The following is a 16,965-nucleotide window of genomic DNA, read 5'->3' as shown; positions in this document are numbered from 1 at the left end:
CACCCCGCTCAGCAGCGAGCCACCGATCAGCCCGTCGGCATCCCGTCAAGGGTCGGGGAGGCGAGAGCGGCGACGCCGACGAAGACGGTGTCGGGCGGCAGCCAGCGGGTGCCGCGGTCGGAGCGGAGGACCGCGCGACCACGTTCGAGGTCGAAGATGCCGACCCGGGTGCGGCCGCCGGAGCGCACGACCGCCACCTCACCGCGCCTGGGTCGGCGCGGGTTGATCACCAGGTCGGACCCGGGCGGCAGGCCCCGGGAGGTGAGGTGTGCGCCGACGAGACGGTGGACCTGCTTCCCGTCCTCCGGCGCTGGCGCGGGCGAGCGTCTGGCGGGCACGGGCACCGCGTCGAGAGCGACATCGAACGGCAGCGGTACGTCGCTCCTGGACACACCCCCAGTCGATCTCATGTTCGAAAGCGTACCGGTCGGCGACGGCACACGGAACCGTCCTGGGACCGCGGACTCGCCCGGGCCTCCTGCTCGCCACCCCTCACGCCGGTCCGGAAGACTGTGACCCATGACCGTCAACGACCCCACGGACTGGGAGACCGCCTACGTCCGCGGCACGACCGGCTGGGACCTCGGCGCTCCCCTGATCTACATCCAGGAGGACCCGGCACTGCTCGGCGAGCCCGGCAGCGCCTTCGCGCCCGGCGCCGGCCGGGGACACGATGCGGCGGGGTTGGCGGCTGCCGGATGGCGTACGACGGTTGTCGACGTCTCGCCGACGGCGGCCGCCCACGCAGCAGAGCACTACCCCGATCTCACCTACGTGGTCGGCGACGCACTCGACGTCGACACCGTCCTGGACGCGACCGGCGGGCCGGTCGACCTGATGTGGGACCACACCTTCTTCTGCGCGCTGCCGCCCGCCTGGCGAGGCCGCGTCGGCGACCTGGCCCGCGCGGTGGTGCGCCCCGGCGGGCGGGTCGCGTCAGGGGTCTTCCCGGTCGACCGCCCGCGCGAGGAAGCGGGCCCACCGTGGACGTACGTCCCCGAGGACATGACCCGCGCCCTCGGCTCGGACTTCGACCTCGTCCACCTCTCCGAGCCACGCCGGCTGAACCCGCGGCTGCCGTGGAGCCACCGCCTCGGGATCTGGCAGCGCCGCTGACCCGCCCGAGGGTTGTGAAGCCGAGAGTGACCTATGGACCACGCTCAGCTTCACAACCTCAACCCTTCACGCACAGCAGCGTGCGCAGCCGGGCCTCCACCGAGACCAGGTCGGCCTGGGCCTCGATGACGCTCTCCAGCGACTTGTACGCTCCCGGGATCTCGTCGACGACACCGGCATCCTTGCGGCACTCGACGCCCTCGGTCTGCGCTGCGAGGTCGGCGACGGTGAAGGTCTTCTTCGCCTTCGTACGTGACATCCTCCGGCCCGCACCGTGGGAGGCGGAACAGTAGGAGGCCTCGTTGCCGAGGCCGCGCACGACGTACGAGCCGGTGCCCATCGACCCCGGGATCAGCCCGAACTCGTCGGACTTGGCCGAGATCGCACCCTTGCGGGTGACCACCAGGTCGACGCCGTCGTAGGTCTCCCGGGCGACGTAGTTGTGGTGGGCGTTGACCTCCTGGCCCCACACGACCTCGGGGAAGAAGCGCGCGAAGACGCCCTTGACGGTGGCCATCATGATCCGCCGGTTCAGCTTGGCGTAGTCCTGAGCCCAGTAGAGGTCGTGCAGGTAGGCGTCCATCTCCGTGGTCCCGGCCAGGAAGACCGCGAGGTCACGATCGGGCAGGCCGAGGTTGTGCTCGAGCCCCTTGGCCGCGTAGATGTGCCGCTCGGCGATCTCCTTGCCGATGTTGCGGGACCCGCTGTGCAGCATCAGCCACACGACACCGTCGTCGTCCGACGTCACCTCGATGAAGTGATTACCGGAGCCGAGCGATCCGCACTGCGCGACCGCCCGCTTGTGCCGGTCGTCCAGCTTCGGGGCTCGCAGCTCCTCGAAGCCGCCGAAGAGCTTGTCGAAGGCGACCTTGAGCCGCAGGTCCTTGCGGACGACACCGGCCTGACCGTCGTTGGCCTGGAAGCCGACCGGGATCGCCTCCTCGATCGCCGACCGCAGCGCGCCGAGGTCGTCGGGCAGGTCGCTGGTCGTGACGGAGGTCTTGACCGCCATCATCCCGCAGCCGATGTCGACACCGACCGCGCTCGGCGAGACTGCGTCCTTCATGGCTACGACGGAGCCGACCGTGGCGCCCTTGCCGAGGTGGACGTCGGGCATGACACGTACGCCGTGCACCCACGGCAGCTTGGAGATGTTGCGCAGCTGGTCCTGGGCAGCGTGCTCGATCTCGTGCGGCCGGGCCCACATCAGAGTCTCGGCCTTGGCGCCGGCCAGGGCGATCGGGAACTCGTTCATCATCTTTCTCTCCTTCGTCAAGGCCGGGGCATGCGGAAGGGCCGCTCCGGCCGGGTTGGTTCGGCGGGAGCGGCCCTTCAACGGGATGCGCTGAGGCTCAGCGCGTCGGCGGCTCCTGGCCGAGGCGGTCCGAGCGGAGGTCGGACGGCAGGCAGGATTCACTCGCCAGACCGGGGTTCCCGGCGGCGTAGCGGTTCTCGAGCGACCTGCGCATGCTCATCTCCTCGTGGTGTGTCTGTGTGCCGGAAACGGTAGCCAGCGGCGTACGTCCGGTGCCACTGGTTTACGCGAGGCGGGCGGGGAAGCCGCCGGTGGCGACCGGGCCCCAGCGCTTCGGGGTGATCCGGAGGAGGGACTTGTTCTGATCGACCATGGCCTGGCGGTACTCGTCCCAGTCGGAGTGCTCGCCGGAGATGTTGCGGAAGTAGGTGACGAAGGCGTCCAGCGCCGCGCCACCGGCGGAAGCGTCGAGGACCTCGGCGTCGCCGTCGACCTGGACCCAGGCGCCGTTCCACTCCTCGGAGAGCACCATGACGCTGACCTGCGGACGGCTGCGGGCATTGCGGGTCTTGGCCCGCTCGGGGTAGGTCGAGATCACGATCCGGCCGTCGTCATCGACGCCGCCGGTGACCGGCGAGAGCTGTGGGGTCCCGTCAGCTCGGCCGGTCACCAGGATCATCTGGTGCCGGGGGCGTACGAACTCCAGGAGCCCCTCGAGATCAACGGTCGTGTTCGTCGCGATCGTGCGTGCCATGGTCCCCAGCCTGCCAGGTGAACCCGTCCGGGTCGGTGAAGGCCTCGCCGGCTCCACCCAGGGCGATCCCGTACGCAGCAGACGGGTCGATCGCGACGCCGGTCTCCTTCTCCAGGGCGTGCCGGGGGTAGATCGCGAGCTGAACGGCGCCGGGAGCGGCCTCGAACTCGGCGTACTTGCCACCGAAGCTCCGCTTCACCCCGAGCCCGCGCTCTGCGTAGAACCGCTTGCTCGCCTTGACGTCGGCGACGCCGAGGAGCAGGACGATGTCGTCGATCTCCCGGGTGGCGGGACCGCGGTCCTTCTTGGCGGAGGTCGCGAGCTTCCAGATGGAGCCGTCGGGTGCCTGGACGATGCCGCCGTAGCCCCAGAACGACTTCTCGACCGGCTTGAGCGAGGTGGCCCCGGCCGCGAGGGCCGAGTCGACGAGGCTGTCGACCGTCGAGGGCTGGCTCACGACCAGTGAGATCGTGAACGGCCGGCCGGTGGCGGTGCCCGGGCCCTGGCGTACGGAGATCTGGTCGGTGAGGCCGAAGGCCTTCTCGTAGAACGCGCGAGCGTCCGTGGTGTCGGTTGCGTCGAGGGTGATGGTCTGAAGTGTGAACATGTCTCGACCTTAGGAATCGCGGGGCCGTGGGGGCTTCTCGATTCCTGACCGCCTTTCTTGTTGATCTCCTGAGCAGAAATTGTTCCTGAGACACCGCGTCATGGCCCTGGGGGCATCACGTCTCATCCCCGCGTTGGCCGTCCTTCGGTGGGAGTTGGGCGGCCAACGTCCTTATAGACACCTAAGAATCCACAGGATCACAGCTACGCGATTGGGCCCCTGGCGTGCGCCTTCTTAGACTGCCGCCGTGGAATCTTCCGTCGCCAGGCCTGCTGTCGAGGTACGCGACCTGCGCATGACCTACGGCGACAAGACGGCCGTCGACGGCCTCACACTGAGCGTCGCCGAGGGCTCGATCACGGCCGTGCTCGGGCCGAACGGCGCCGGGAAGACGACCACCCTGGAGACGTGCGAGGGCTATCGCAAGCCCCACCAGGGCACGGTGCGGGTACTCGGGCTCGACCCGATCGCCGACCGCAAGCAGCTGCTCCCCCGGATCGGGGTGATGCTGCAGGGGCAGGGCGCCTGGAGCGGCGTACGTGCCATGGAGATGCTCAAGCACATCGCCCGGCTGCACGCACACCCCCTCGACGTCGACCAGCTGGCCGAGCGGCTCGGGCTGGGCGAGTGCGGTCGCACCCCCTACCGACGCCTCTCCGGCGGGCAGCAGCAGCGGCTCGGCCTGGCGATGGCGCTGGTCGGCCGCCCGGAGCTGGTCTTCGTGGACGAGCCGACGGCGGGGATGGACCCGCAGGGGCGGCGTACGACCTGGGAGCTGCTCCGCGAGCTCCGCGCCGACGGCGTGACCGTCGTGCTGACCACTCACTACCTGGAGGAGGCCGAGGAACTGGCCGACCAGGTGCACATCATCGACCGCGGCCGGATGATCGCCTCCGGCACGCCGCTGGAGCTCACCCGCGGCGGCGCGACCGCCACCGTGCGGCTGGTCGTGACCAAGCCGTTCCCGCCCGGGGCGCGCGAGTCGCTACGCAAGGCGCTCGGCGAGGACACCGAGGTCACCCTGCTCGACGAGCGCTCGATGCGGGTCACCGGCAAGGCCGACCCGACCACCCTCGCCAAGGTGAGCCGCTGGTGCGAGGAGAACGACGTCCTCCCGGAGTCGCTGACCCTGGGCCGCAGGAGCCTCGAGGACGTCTTCCTCGATCTCACCGGGGGGCTCCAACTCAGCGAGGGGATCGAGCATGTCTGAGGTGGCCACGGGGACCTTCACCCCGAAGCCCGGTGGCGCCCCGATCACCCAACAGGTGGTCGCCCAGGCGCTGATGGAGGCGAAGCTGATGCTTCGCAACGGCGAGCAGCTCCTGCTGGCCGTCGTGATCCCGGTGATGGTGCTGATCGGCGGCGTCACCGCCGGCAACGCGATCGACCTCGACCTCGGCACCGACCGGCCGCTGGTCGACATCCTCACCCCCGGTGTCCTCGCCCTGGCCATCATGTCGACGAGCTTCACCAGCCTCGCGATCGCGACCGGGTTCGAGCGGCGCTACGGCGTGATCAAGCGGCTCGGCGCCTCTCCGCTCCCCCGGACCGGGCTGCTCGCCGGCAAGGTGCTCGCGCTCGGCTGCGTACAGCTCGTGCAGCTCTTCATCATCGGCGCCGTCGGCCAGATCCTCGGCTGGACCCCCGCCGCGGGGTTCGGCACCGTCCTCGCCTTCTTCCTCGCCATCGCGATGGGCACGCTGGCCTTCGCCTCGCTCGGGCTCTTCGTCGCCGGCGTGCTGCGCGCCGAGGCGACCCTGGCCGCGGCCAACCTCATCTACCTGCTTCTCCTGGCCGGCGGTGCCGTGGTGCTTCCGCTGACCGCCTACGGCGCCTACGGCGACGTCGCGCGCTGGCTCCCCTCGGGCGCGCTCGGAGAAGCGGTACGCACCGCCTTCCTCGACGGCGTCCCCGCCTGGCGAGACCTCGGCGTGCTCCTGATCTGGGCCGTCCTCGGCTCGACCCTCACCGCTAGGACCTTCAAGTGGGAATGACGACGACCGAACCCTCCACCGACCCGGGTCCCTCGGCCACGGGCAAGGTCCTCGCCTGGCTCCGCGCCCACGCGTTCGGCCTCGCCATCGCCAACCTCGTCGCCAACATCGGGATCGTGGTGACCGGCGCGGTGGTCCGGCTGACCGGCTCCGGCCTCGGCTGCCCCACCTGGCCCAAGTGCACCGAGGAGTCCTACGTGGCTCACGAGGCGCTCGGGATCAACGGCGTCATCGAGTTCGGCAACCGGCTGCTGACCTACGTCCTGGCCGCGATCGCCATCACCGTCGTCATCGCCGTCTGGAACCGCCGCGGCACCATCCGCACCCTGGCGGTCGTCATCGCCCTCGGTGTCCCGCTGCAGGGTGTCATCGGCGGCATCACCGTCCTCTCCGAGCTCAACCCCTACGTCGTCGCGCTGCACCTGCTCGCCTCGATGGCCATGGTCGGCCTGTGCGTGTGGCTGCTCGACGACCTCCGTTCACCCGAGCGCGAGGCGGCGGCCCGCAGCGTCCGCATCGCCGCGCTCGTCACCTTCGTCGTCGGCTGGCTCTCGCTCTGGCTCGGTACGGTCGTGACCGGCTCCGGCCCCCACTCCGGCGACCTCGAATCACGCCGCACCGGCCTCGACCCGGCCCTGATGTCCCACATCCACGCCTACGCCGTCTACGCGCTCATCGCCGCGACGCTGGTCACCCTGTGGCTGGGCCGGAAGAACGCGTACGTCCGCCGGGTCACGATCGTCCTGCTGGTCATCGAGCTGGCTCAGGGCCTGATCGGCTGGGTCCAGTACCTCACCGACCTGCCCGTCCTCCTGGTCGGCTTCCACATGCTCGGCGCCGCCCTCATCTCCGCCGGCCTCGCCCGCGTCCTGGTCTCCACCCGCGCCCACTCCGCCTGACTCGCCCCAGCCGAAGCGTCACGCGCGTCGGTCGAAGCGTCACGCGCGTCGGTCGAGTGGGCAGTGCGCTGCCCACTCGACCAGCGGGAGTGACGCCTCGGCCAACCGGGTGACCTCTCGGCCGACGCGGGCGACGCCTCGCCGGGAGGGGTCAGCGGATCAGCGGATCAGCGGGTCGACCGCGAGGGCGACGAAGAGCAGGCTCAGGTAGAGGTTGCTCGAGTGGAAGAGCTGCATGGGGCGGATCTTGGTGAGGTCCTCGGTGCCCTTGGTGCGCGCGTGCAGCTGGTGCGCCTGGACGAGGAAGACGGCGCCGAGAGCGACGGCGGCGACCGGGTAGAGCCAGCCGGTGGAGGCGACGGGCCACAGCAGGAGCGAGGTGGCGACCATGATCCAGGAGTACGCCACGATCTGGCCGCCGACGTGGCGCGCGGAACGGACCACCGGCAGCATCGGCACGTCGACCTGCGCGTAGTCCTCGCGGTAGCGCAGCGCCAGGGCCCAGGTGTGCGGCGGGGTCCAGAAGAAGACGACCATGAACAGGATCAGCGGCTCCCAGGAAACCTGGTTGGTGACCGCGGTCCAGCCGATCAGGGTCGGGAAGCAGCCCGCGATGCCGCCCCAGACGATGTTCTGCGTGGTGCGCCGCTTGAGCAGCATGGTGTAGACGAAGACGTAGAAGGCGTTGGCAGCCAGCGACAGACCGGCGGAGAGCCAGTTCACGAAGAAGCCGAGCACGAGCACCGACAGCACGGCCAGCACGGACCCGAAGATCAACGCCGCGCGCGGGGTGACCACGTGCCGCGGCAGGGCCCGGCGCCGCGTACGCCTCATCTGCTCGTCGATGTCGCGGTCGTAGACGCAGTTGAAGACCGAGGCCGAACCGGCCGAGAAGATCCCGCCGACGACGGTGGCCGCGACCAGGCCGACGCCCGGGACGCCCTGGGCGGCGAAGAACATCACCGGAACGGTCGTCAGCAGCAGCAGCTCGATCACACGGGGCTTCGTCAAGGAGACGTACGCCGAGATGACATCGCGCATTGACGCGCGGTCGCTACGCTGGTCGAGGTCGGGGACCGGCTGTTCGACGTGCGTCACTGAGAAGATCCTTCTCGTTCGGGTTGAGGCGTCACATGCGGGACATACAAGCAGTTCACAGCATGCGGCTCGCAGTCTAACCCGGGGCGTGAGTAGGCTCGGATTCGGCAGCCCCCACGGCCAGCCCAAGAACTCTCCCAATGTGGACTCGACGACTTTGAAAAGGCACCTCGTGAGCACCAAACCTGTACTCGAGTGGACCGATCTGGACAGCAAGGCCGTGGACACCGTCCGCGTACTCGCCATGGACTCCGTGCAGAAGGTCGGCAACGGCCACCCTGGCACCGCGATGAGTCTGGCCCCGGCGGCGTACCTGCTCTTCCAGAAGGTGATGAAGCACAACCCCGCCGACACCGACTGGCTCGGTCGCGACCGGTTCGTGCTCTCCGTCGGCCACTCGAGCGTCACCCTCTACATCCAGCTCTACCTCGGCGGCTTCGGTCTCGAGCTCGGCGACCTGGAGGCCCTGCGCACCTGGGGCTCGCTGACCCCGGGTCACCCCGAGCGCGGCCACACCCGCGGCGTGGAGGTGACCACCGGCCCGCTCGGCCAGGGTGTCGCCAACGCCGTCGGCATCGCCATGGCCCAGCGCCGGCTGCGCGGCCTGCTCGACCCGGACACGCCGGTCGACCAGCCGAGCCCGTTCGACCACAAGACGTACGTGCTGGCCGGCGACGGCGACCTGCAGGAGGGCGTCAGCGGTGAGGCGAGCTCGATCGCCGGCACCCAGAAGCTCGGCAACCTCACGATGATCTACGACGCCAACCGGATCTCGATCGAGGGCGACACCAACGTCGCCTTCACCGAGGACGTCGCCGCCCGCTACCGGGCCTACGGCTGGCACGTCCAGGAGGTCGACTGGACCCACGACGGCACCGGCTACACCGAGGACGTCCCGGCGCTGTTCGAGGCGATCAACGCCGCCGGCGAGGTCAGCGACCAGCCGTCGCTGATCGTGCTGCGCACGATCATCGCCTGGCCCGCCCCCAACGCGCAGAACACCGAGGCCGCCCACGGTTCGGCGCTCGGCGCCGAGGAGGTCGCCGCGACCAAGGAGATCCTGGGCTTCGACCCGGCCAAGTCCTTCGACGTCGACCCCGAGGTGCTCGCGCACACCCGTCAGCTCATCGAGCGCGGCGAGAAGGCCGAGGAGGCCTGGCGCGCCGAGGAGGCCGCCTGGGCCGAGGCCAACCCGGAGGGCGCCAAGCTGCTCGAGCGGCTGCAGGCCGGGGAGCTCCCCGCCGACATCGCCGACGCGCTGCCGGTCTTCGAGGCCGACGCCAAGGGCATCGCCACCCGTGCCGCCTCCGGCAAGGTGATCAACGCGCTGGCGCCGGTGCTGCCCGAGCTGTGGGGCGGTTCGGCCGACCTCGCCGGCTCCAACAACACCACCATCGCCGGTGCGCCCAGCTTCGTCCCCGAGGATCGCTCCACCCACGAGTGGAAGGGCGACCCCTACGCCGGCCGCGTGCTCCACTTCGGCATCCGCGAGCACGCCATGGGCGCGATCCTCAACGGCATCGTGGCCCACTCGCCGACCAAGGCGTTCGGCGGCACGTTCTTCCAGTTCTCCGACTACATGCGCGGCGCCGTACGCGTCGGGGCGCTGTCCAAGCTGCCGGTGATCCACGTCTGGACCCACGACTCCGTCGGTCTGGGCGAGGACGGCCCGACCCACCAGCCGGTCGAGCACCTCGCCGCGGTCCGGGCCATCCCGGGCCTCGACGTGGTCCGCCCCGCCGACGCCAACGAGACCGCCGCCGCGTGGCTCGAGGTGCTCAAGCACCACGACCGCCCCTCGGCGCTCATCCTGACCCGTCAGGCGCTGCCGACCTTCCCGCGCGGTGTGGACGGCTACGCGACCACGGAGGGTGTGGCGAAGGGTGGCTACGTACTCCTCGACTCCCCCACCGGGACCGTCGACGTCGTGCTGCTCGGCACCGGCTCCGAGGTGCAGTACGCCGTCGCCGCCCGCGAGGAGCTGGCCAAGGAGGGCATCGGCGCCCGCGTCGTCTCGCTGCCGTGCCTGGAGTGGTTCGAGGCCCAGCAGCAGGACTACCGGGACTCGGTGATCCCGCCCAGCGTCAAGGCGCGAGTCAGCGTCGAGGCCGGCGTGAAGCAGGGCTGGCGCGAGTACGTCGGCGACGCCGGCCGGATCGTCTCGCTCGAGCACTTCGGCGCCTCAGCGTCCGGAGCGCTGCTGTTCAAGGAGTACGGCTTCACCCCCGAGGCGGTCGTCACGGCCGCCAAGGAGAGCCTCGCCGCCATCAACAAGGGAGCATGAAATATGTCTGACCGACTCAAGGCGCTGGCCGAGGCCGGCGTATCCATCTGGCTCGACGACCTCTCCCGCGAGCGCATCGAGACCGGCAACCTGGCCGAGCTCGTCAAGGAGAAGTCCGTCGTCGGGGTGACCACCAACCCGACCATCTTCGCCGCCGCGATCGCCAACGGTGAGCGCTACGACGAGCAGCTGCGCTCGCTGGTGGCCGACGGCAAGACCGTCGACGAGGTCATCTTCGGCCTCACCACCCAGGACGTACGCAACGCCTGCGACATCCTCGCGCCGGTCGCCGAGTCCACCAAGGACGACGGCCGGGTCTCGATCGAGGTCGAGCCGACCCTGGCCAACGACACCGACGCGACCATCGCCTCCGCCAAGGCGCTGTGGGCCGCGGTCGACCGCCCCAACGTGCTGATCAAGATCCCGGCGACCCTCGAGGGGCTCCCCGCGATCACCGCCGCGATCGCCGAGGGCATCTCGGTCAACGTGACCCTGATCTTCTCGGTCGAGCGCTACCAGGCCGTGATGGACGCCTACCTGACCGGCCTGGAGCAGGCCAAGGCGGCCGGGATCGATCTCTCCACGATCCGCTCGGTGGCCTCTTTCTTCGTCTCTCGCGTCGACACCGAGATCGACAAGCGGCTCGAGGCGATCGGCACGCCCGAGGCGAGCGCGCTGCTCGGCAAGGCCGCGGTGGCCAACGCGATCGCCGCCTACGCCGCCTTCGAGGAGGTCCACTCCAGCGAGCGCTGGACCGCGCTGGCCGGTGCGGGCGCCAACGCCCAGCGGCCGCTGTGGGCCTCGACCGGGGTCAAGAACCCGGCCTACCCCGACACCCTCTACGTCACCGACCTGGTCGTCGCCGACACGGTCAACACCATGCCGGAGAAGACGATGGAGGCCTTCGCCGACCACGGCGAGGTGCGTGGTGACGTGGTGACCGGCAAGGGTGCCGACGCGGCCACCGTCTTCGAGTCGCTCCGATCGGTCGGCGTCGACCTCGACGACGTCTTCGAGGTGCTGGAGACCGAGGGCGTCGACAAGTTCAAGGTCTCCTGGACCGAGCTCGTCGACACCGTCGTCGCCCAGATCGAGGCGGTCAAGCAGTGAGCGAAGGCCCGGTCGACGCGACCACGACGGACGCTTGGAAGGCACTCACCGAGCTGCGGGCCGGCTTCGCGCCCGACCTGCGCTCGTGGTTCGCCGATGATCCCGGCCGGGCCTCACGCTTCACCTTCGAGGCGGCCGACCTCCACGTCGACCTCTCCAAGGACCTCATCACCGACGACCTCCTGGCCACCCTGCTCGCTCTCGCCGAGCAGGTCGGTCTGGAGGCACGGCGGGACGCGATGCTCGCCGGCGAGCACATCAACGTCACCGAGGACCGCGCGGTGCTCCACACCGCCCTGCGTCTTCCCGCCGACGCCTCCCTCGAGGTCGACGGCACCGACGTCGTACCCGCCGTCCACGAGACCCTGGCGAAGATGTACGCCTTCGCCGACCGGGTCCGCTCGGGCGAGTGGAAGGGCGTCACCGGCGAGCGGATCCACACCGTCGTCAACATCGGCATCGGCGGCTCCGACCTGGGGCCGGTGATGGCCTACGAAGCGCTCGAGCCGTTCCGTCACCCTGAGATCGAGTGCCGGTTCATCTCCAACATCGATCCCACCGACGCCGCCGTGACGCTCAAGGGGCTCGACCCGGCCACGACCCTGTTCGTGGTCTCCTCGAAGACCTTCTCCACCCTTGAGACGTTGACCAACGCCCGGCTGGCGCGTTCCTGGCTGCTCGACGCGCTGGGCGACGGCGTGGACTCCGCCGAGGCCGTCGCGAAGCACTTCGTGGCCGTCTCCACGGCGCTGGACAAGGTCGAGGCGTTCGGGATCGACCCGCAGAACGCGTTCGGCTTCTGGGACTGGGTGGGCGGCCGCTACTCGGTCGACTCCGCGATCGGCACCACCTTGGCGATCGCCATCGGGCCGGAGGGCTTCGCCGAGTTCCTCGGCGGCTTCCACGCGCTCGACGAGCACTTCCGCACCACCCCGCTCGAGCGGAACGTGCCGGCGCTGATGGGCCTTCTGAACGTCTGGTACGTCAACTTCCTCGACGCCCAGACCCACGCCGTACTGCCCTACTCCCAGCTGCTGCACCGGTTCCCGGCCTACCTTCAGCAGCTGACCATGGAGTCCAACGGCAAGTCGGTGCGCTGGGACGGCACCGCGGTGACGACCGACACCGGAGAGGTGTTCTGGGGCGAGCCCGGCACCAACGGGCAGCACGCGTTCTACCAGCTGATCCACCAGGGCACCCGGGTCATCCCGGCAGACTTCATCGCGTTCGCCAACCCGGCCTATCCGCTCGCGGACGGCGACACCGACGTCCACGAGCTGTTCCTGGCCAACTTCTTCGCCCAGACCCAGGCGCTCGCCTTCGGCAAGACGGCCGAGCAGGTGCGCGCCGAGGGCACCGCGGAGAACATCGTCAACGCGCGGGTCTTCTCCGGCAACCGGCCGACCACCTCGATCATGGCGCCGTCGCTGACCCCCGGAGTCCTGGGCCAGCTGATCGCCCTCTACGAGCACATCACCTTCACCCAGGGTGTGGTGTGGGGCATCGACTCCTTCGACCAGTGGGGCGTCGAGCTCGGCAAGCAGCTCGCCCTGCAGGTCAGCCCGGCCGTCTCCGGCGACACGGAGGTCGCCGGGCAGCAGGACGCCTCCACCCAATCCCTCATCGCCTACTACAGAGAGAAGCGCACGTGACCAGTGACGGTCATCCCGAGTCACTCATCGAGGTCCACGACACCGCCGAGGTCCTGGCCTCCGCGGTAGCCGGGGAGTTCCTCAGCCGCCTCGCCGACCTTCAGGCGGCCGGCGACGTACCCACCATCGGTCTCACCGGTGGCACGATCGCCGAGGCGATCCACCGCGAGATCGCCCGCCTCGCCCCTGAGTCGGGTGTCGACTGGGGCGCAGTGGAGTTCTTCTTCGGCGACGAGCGCTACGTCGCCGCCGACTCCCCCGACCGCAACGCCGGCCAGGCCCGCGCGGCCTTCCTGACCGAGGTCGGCGTACCCGACCACCGCATCCACGAGATGCCTGCCACCGACTCCGGCTTGAGCGTCGACGAGGCGGCGGCACGGTTCTCCGATGACGTACGCAGCCACGGCTCCGGCGGCTTCGACATCTTGATGCTCGGCGTCGGCCCCGACGGCCACATCGCCTCCCTCTTCCCCGGCTTCCCGCAGCTCGAGGCGAAGGACGCGATCGCCGTCGGCGTCACCGGCTCCCCCAAGCCCCCGCCCGAGCGCATCACCTTCACCTTCGAGGCGCTGCGCCGGTCCACGACCGTCTGGTTCCTGGTCAGCGGCGAGGGCAAGGCCGAAGCGGTGGCCAAGGCCCACGCCGGCGCTCCGATCAGCGAGATCCCCGCCGCCGGCGTCACCGGCACGACCGAGACGACCTGGTTCCTGGACCGGGCCGCCGCCTCGAAGCTCTGACCCCCTCCCGACTCGGCGCGACTGTCCCACCCAGAAGCGCCGAGTCGGCGCAAATGTCTCGGGAACTCCGTTACCCAGGTTGCTAACGGCAGGTAAATCTTTCCCGCAGCGGGTTCCGTGGACACCTGTCGACTGCCACCATCCGAGCATGTCCTTCAGCGTCTCTCGGCGGCTCGGCCTCACCCTGGCCAGCCTCGTTGCCCTCGCCTTGGCGAGCCTCATGGCGGTCGTGATCACGACCGCCCCGGCCCAGGCGGCCACGATCAACGTCACCACGGCGATCGCCACCCAGAACGGCTCCACGGCGACCGTACGCGGCTACGTCGTCGGCCAGCCCACAGCGACCAACACGGTCGTGACCAGCAACTACCCCAACGACTACGCTCTCGCGATCGCTGACTCGGCCGTGGAGACCAGCACGTCCAAGATGCTCTACGTGCAGATCCCCGATGCGTTCCGCAGCGCGTGGGGCCTTCGGTCCAACCCCGGCCTGAAGGGGCGTCAGATCGATGTGACCGGCACCCTGACGGCGTACTTCTCCCATCCCGGCCACAAGAACGCCACCGCCTTCGCGTTCGCCGGTTCCACGCCGAACCCGACTCCGATCCCGACAGCCACCCCGACCGCGGACCCCGGTATCCCGGCGGGCTACTACGACTCGGCCGCCGGCCTGTCCGGCCCGTCGCTGAAGTCGGCGCTGCACAACATCATCGACGGCCACACCACGCTGTCCTACAGCGCGGTCTGGGAGGCGCTCAAGGTCCTCGACCAGGACCCGAACAACTCCTCGAACGTGATCGAGTTCTACTCCGGCGTCTCCACACCGAAGACCAACAACGGCGGCGACTCCAACAACTGGAACCGCGAGCACACCTGGCCGCAGAGCCATGGCAACTTCGGCACGAGCAACGGCCCCGGCACCGACGTGCACCATCTGCGCCCCGAGGACGTCACCGTCAACTCCACCCGCGGCAACAAGGACTTCGACCTCGGCGGGTCGGCGGTCTCGGAGTGCAGCGACTGCTGGACCGACTCCGACTCCTTCGAGCCTCGTGACAGCGTCAAGGGCGACCTCGCCCGCGGCATCCTCTACATGGCCGTGCGCTACAACGGCGACGACGGCTTCGCCGACCTCGAGGTCAACAACTCCATCAACGGCTCGACCAACTACCTCGGCAAGGTCTGCGTACTGCTCGGCTGGCACAACGCCGACCCGGTCACCGCAGCCGAACGCACCCGCAACAACACCGTCTACGAGAGTTTCCAGCACAACCGGAACCCCTTCGTCGACCACCCGGAGTACGCCGAGTCCATCTTCGGCCCAACCTGCTAACCCCCCGCCGAGTCGGCTCATCCTGACCAGATCCAGCACCGAGTCGGCTCATCCTGACCAGATCCAGCACCGAGTCGGCTCATCCTGACCAGATCGAGCGCCGAGTCGGCTCGTCATAACGAGCCGACTCGGCGCTCGAGGTCAAATGTCGGTGGTCCCGCTCATGCTGGGACGCATGGATATCGAACAGATGCAGTTCACCCGTACGCTCGGCCCCGACTTTCCACTGACAGCAACGCTGCCGTTCACCGCCAGAATGGCGCTCGAATCGGGCGTGACCTACCGGCAGCTACGCGAACTCGTACACCTGGGCCTCATCCGCCGCTTGATCAAGGGCGTCTATGTCGCGACGGAGATGGGCGACTCGCTCGAACTGCGGGTCGCCGGGCTCAAGCTTGTCGTACCCAAGGACGCGGTGGTGGTCGATCGGCACGCCGGGTGGCTTCTCGGCGCCGACATGATGCTCGCTCCCGGTGAACACCTCGACCTGCAGCCGCTCTCCGTCTTCCTCCCCGCCGGCCGCGGACGTCTGCGCAACGACCTCGCTGCCAGCGGCGAACGCACATTCCGCGACGACGACATCATCGAGATCGGGGGCCTGCTGGTCACCAGCGCGCTCCGCACCGCCTGGGATGTCGGTCGGGTGCGTTGGCCTGAGCGGGCTGTCGCCGCGATCGACCAGATGCACCGGCTCGGTCTCTACGACTGCGACGAGTTCCTCGCCGGAATCAACAGGTTCCGTGGACAGCGGTACGTCACCACGCTGAGGGCGGTCGGACCGCTCGCCGATGGCCGCGCCGAGTCACCTCCGGAGTCGGTGCTGCGGATCTGGTCGAAGGAGGTGAGGGGTCTCGATCTCGTACCCCAGCTCGAGGTCCGTCGAGGAAGCCGATTCCTCGGACGCCTCGACCTCGGTAACGAAGATCTGAGGATAGGCGTCGAGTACGACGGGGCCGAATGGCACAGCGCCCCCGACCAGTTGGAGCACGACCGGACACGACGAGCAGCGATGATCGACGACGGCTGGCTCATCGAGGTCTTCAGCAAGGACGACACGTTTCGCAGACTCGCTGACCCCGGCGTACGGCTGCGGCGGCTGCGTGACCGCGCCTATCAACGCCTCAACGACGTCGCGGCCGCCTGACTGACCAAGGCCGAGTCGTCCCGTCCTGACCACATTCAAGGCCGAGTCGGCGCGTCATAACGAGCCGACTCGGCGCGGATCTTGGTCAGAACGAGCCGACTCGGCGCGGATCTTGGTCAGAACGAGCCGACTCGGCGCGGATCTTGGTCAGAACGCGCCGACTCGGCTTCCTGACGTGGGACAAATGCGCCGAGTCGGCGCCTCTGTGCGGGACAGATGCGCCGACTCGGCGGTGCTTCAGAAGATGATCTCGCCGGACTTGCGGCGGGAGCGGAGGAGGGCGATTGCCTCCTCCAGGATGTCCTCGGCCTCGGCGTCGGAGCGGCGCTCCTTCACGTAGGCGAGGTGGGTCTTGTAAGGCTCGATCTTCGGCGCCGGGGGCGCGTTCTCCTCGTCCAGACCAGCCGGGAGCCCACACTTGGGGCAGTCCCAGGAGTCCGGTGGCGTCGCCTCGACGGCGAAGGTGATGACCGAGCGATGTGCGTTGGCGCAAAAGTAGGTGACGGCCTTCCGCGGCGCAGCCTCGCCGCGCTCCGCCTCACCCATCGGCCCAGCACCGACTCGGGAGCCCCGAATCGCGTTCCCTCCACCTGCCATGGTGCTGCGGTGTCCTCTCTCAACTTAAAGTTCGCAGCCCCGAGAGGCCACTTTGGGGGAATCGGACGGCAAAATCTCCGTCCAGCGTCGATGAGTTTAGACGCTATCGCGCGTGCGCTGAAGGGGAATGTTTCAGTAGGCCATCAGCAGGCCGAGCGCGATCACACAGGCGAACCAGATGACTCCGATGCCGATGGTGAGTCGGTCGAGGTTGCGCTCGACGACCGAAGATCCACCCAGCGAGCTCGAGACACCGCCACCGAACATGTCGGAGAGTCCGCCACCGCGGCCCTTGTGAAGCAGCACGAGCAGGATCATCAGCGCGCTCGCGATGACCAGGATGATGGTGAAGAGAAGTTCCACGTCTGAAATCCTATCTGGAGAG

General features: G+C 69.1%; 17 protein-coding genes. 10 read left to right on the top strand and 7 right to left on the bottom strand.

The genetic code is table 11. From position 1 onward, the window contains the following. Nucleotides 1-26 precede the first annotated feature (26 nt). Nucleotides 27-410, bottom strand: a complete 384-nt coding sequence (locus tag ACIRON_RS21505) for a hypothetical protein (RefSeq protein ID WP_402995301.1) — start codon at nt 408-410, stop codon at nt 27-29. Nucleotides 411-519: 109 nt separating this feature from the next. Here ACIRON_RS21505 and ACIRON_RS21500 point away from each other — a divergent pair, with 109 nt between their 5' ends. Next, the gene (locus tag ACIRON_RS21500) at nt 520-1,116 is read left to right on the top strand and encodes a methyltransferase domain-containing protein (RefSeq protein WP_402995299.1); all 597 of its coding nucleotides are present in this window, start codon (nt 520-522) and stop codon (nt 1,114-1,116) included. A gap of 58 nt (nt 1,117-1,174) precedes the next feature. Here ACIRON_RS21500 and ACIRON_RS21495 read toward each other — a convergent pair whose 3' ends face one another. From ACIRON_RS21495 to ACIRON_RS21485, 3 genes are all read right to left on the bottom strand, one after another. Then, nucleotides 1,175-2,371 carry an RtcB family protein gene (locus ACIRON_RS21495; protein WP_402995552.1) on the bottom strand — a complete coding sequence of 399 codons (1,197 nt, stop codon included), beginning with the start codon at nt 2,369-2,371 and terminating at the stop codon, nt 1,175-1,177. Between the two features lie 283 nt (nt 2,372-2,654). Continuing rightward, complete coding sequence (locus tag ACIRON_RS21490; protein WP_402995297.1) at nt 2,655-3,125, bottom strand: PPOX class F420-dependent oxidoreductase; 471 nt, start codon at nt 3,123-3,125, stop codon at nt 2,655-2,657. Next, the gene (locus ACIRON_RS21485; RefSeq protein WP_402995295.1) at nt 3,091-3,732 is read right to left on the bottom strand and encodes a glyoxalase; all 642 of its coding nucleotides are present in this window, start codon (nt 3,730-3,732) and stop codon (nt 3,091-3,093) included. Before ACIRON_RS21485 ends, ACIRON_RS21490 begins: the two co-directional genes overlap by 35 nt. A 247-nt stretch (nt 3,733-3,979) precedes the next feature. On the opposite strand from ACIRON_RS21485, the gene ACIRON_RS21480 reads away from it, so the two are divergent. The 3 genes from ACIRON_RS21480 to ACIRON_RS21470 are packed head-to-tail and all read left to right on the top strand — an operon-like array spanning nt 3,980 to nt 6,625. Next, complete coding sequence (locus tag ACIRON_RS21480; protein WP_402995293.1) at nt 3,980-4,942, top strand: ABC transporter ATP-binding protein; 963 nt, start codon at nt 3,980-3,982, stop codon at nt 4,940-4,942. Then, nucleotides 4,935-5,726, top strand: a complete 792-nt coding sequence (locus ACIRON_RS21475) for an ABC transporter permease (protein WP_402995291.1) — start codon at nt 4,935-4,937, stop codon at nt 5,724-5,726. Before ACIRON_RS21480 ends, ACIRON_RS21475 begins: the two co-directional genes overlap by 8 nt. Further along, nucleotides 5,723-6,625, top strand: a complete 903-nt coding sequence (locus ACIRON_RS21470; RefSeq protein WP_402995289.1) for a heme A synthase — start codon at nt 5,723-5,725, stop codon at nt 6,623-6,625. Before ACIRON_RS21475 ends, ACIRON_RS21470 begins: the two co-directional genes overlap by 4 nt. A gap of 159 nt (nt 6,626-6,784) precedes the next feature. On the opposite strand, the gene ACIRON_RS21465 is transcribed toward ACIRON_RS21470, so the two are convergent. Then, nucleotides 6,785-7,723: a heme o synthase gene (locus tag ACIRON_RS21465; RefSeq protein WP_402995287.1), complete on the bottom strand. Its 939-nt coding sequence runs from the start codon at nt 7,721-7,723 to the stop codon at nt 6,785-6,787. 172 nt (nt 7,724-7,895) lie between these two features. Between ACIRON_RS21465 and tkt the strand changes: the two genes are divergently transcribed. The 6 genes from tkt (at nt 7,896) to ACIRON_RS21435 (ending at nt 15,983) form a co-directional block, all read left to right on the top strand. Continuing rightward, entirely contained in the window at nt 7,896-10,007 is a 2,112-nt protein-coding gene (gene tkt / locus ACIRON_RS21460; protein ID WP_402995285.1) for a transketolase, read from the top strand. 3 nt (nt 10,008-10,010) lie between these two features. After that, nucleotides 10,011-11,117, top strand: a complete 1,107-nt coding sequence (tal, locus tag ACIRON_RS21455; RefSeq protein ID WP_402995283.1) for a transaldolase — start codon at nt 10,011-10,013, stop codon at nt 11,115-11,117. Next, nucleotides 11,114-12,769 carry a glucose-6-phosphate isomerase gene (pgi, locus tag ACIRON_RS21450; RefSeq protein ID WP_402995281.1) on the top strand — a complete coding sequence of 552 codons (1,656 nt, stop codon included), beginning with the start codon at nt 11,114-11,116 and terminating at the stop codon, nt 12,767-12,769. The genes tal and pgi overlap by 4 nt, the downstream gene beginning before the upstream one ends. Beyond that, nucleotides 12,766-13,506, top strand: a complete 741-nt coding sequence (gene pgl / locus ACIRON_RS21445; RefSeq protein WP_402995279.1) for a 6-phosphogluconolactonase — start codon at nt 12,766-12,768, stop codon at nt 13,504-13,506. Before pgi ends, pgl begins: the two co-directional genes overlap by 4 nt. A gap of 148 nt (nt 13,507-13,654) precedes the next feature. Then, on the top strand, nt 13,655-14,839 hold the full coding sequence (locus tag ACIRON_RS21440) for an endonuclease (protein ID WP_402995277.1): 1,185 nt from the start codon (nt 13,655-13,657) through the stop codon (nt 14,837-14,839). A gap of 175 nt (nt 14,840-15,014) precedes the next feature. Continuing rightward, nucleotides 15,015-15,983: a hypothetical protein gene (locus ACIRON_RS21435; RefSeq protein WP_402995275.1), complete on the top strand. Its 969-nt coding sequence runs from the start codon at nt 15,015-15,017 to the stop codon at nt 15,981-15,983. A 237-nt stretch (nt 15,984-16,220) separates the two neighbouring features. Here ACIRON_RS21435 and ACIRON_RS21430 read toward each other — a convergent pair whose 3' ends face one another. Next, entirely contained in the window at nt 16,221-16,580 is a 360-nt protein-coding gene (locus ACIRON_RS21430; RefSeq protein ID WP_008357153.1) for an RNA polymerase-binding protein RbpA, read from the bottom strand. Between the two features lie 132 nt (nt 16,581-16,712). Next, nucleotides 16,713-16,943: a preprotein translocase subunit SecG gene (gene secG / locus ACIRON_RS21425; RefSeq protein ID WP_008357155.1), complete on the bottom strand. Its 231-nt coding sequence runs from the start codon at nt 16,941-16,943 to the stop codon at nt 16,713-16,715. Between the last annotated feature and the right edge of the window lie 22 nt (nt 16,944-16,965).

This window comes from Nocardioides sp. NPDC101246 (genome assembly GCF_044767415.1).
In the GTDB taxonomy this organism is placed as follows: domain Bacteria; phylum Actinomycetota; class Actinomycetes; order Propionibacteriales; family Nocardioidaceae; genus Nocardioides.
Note: the sequence above shows the minus strand (reverse complement) of the source record. Positions and strands in the feature narration are given on the sequence as shown.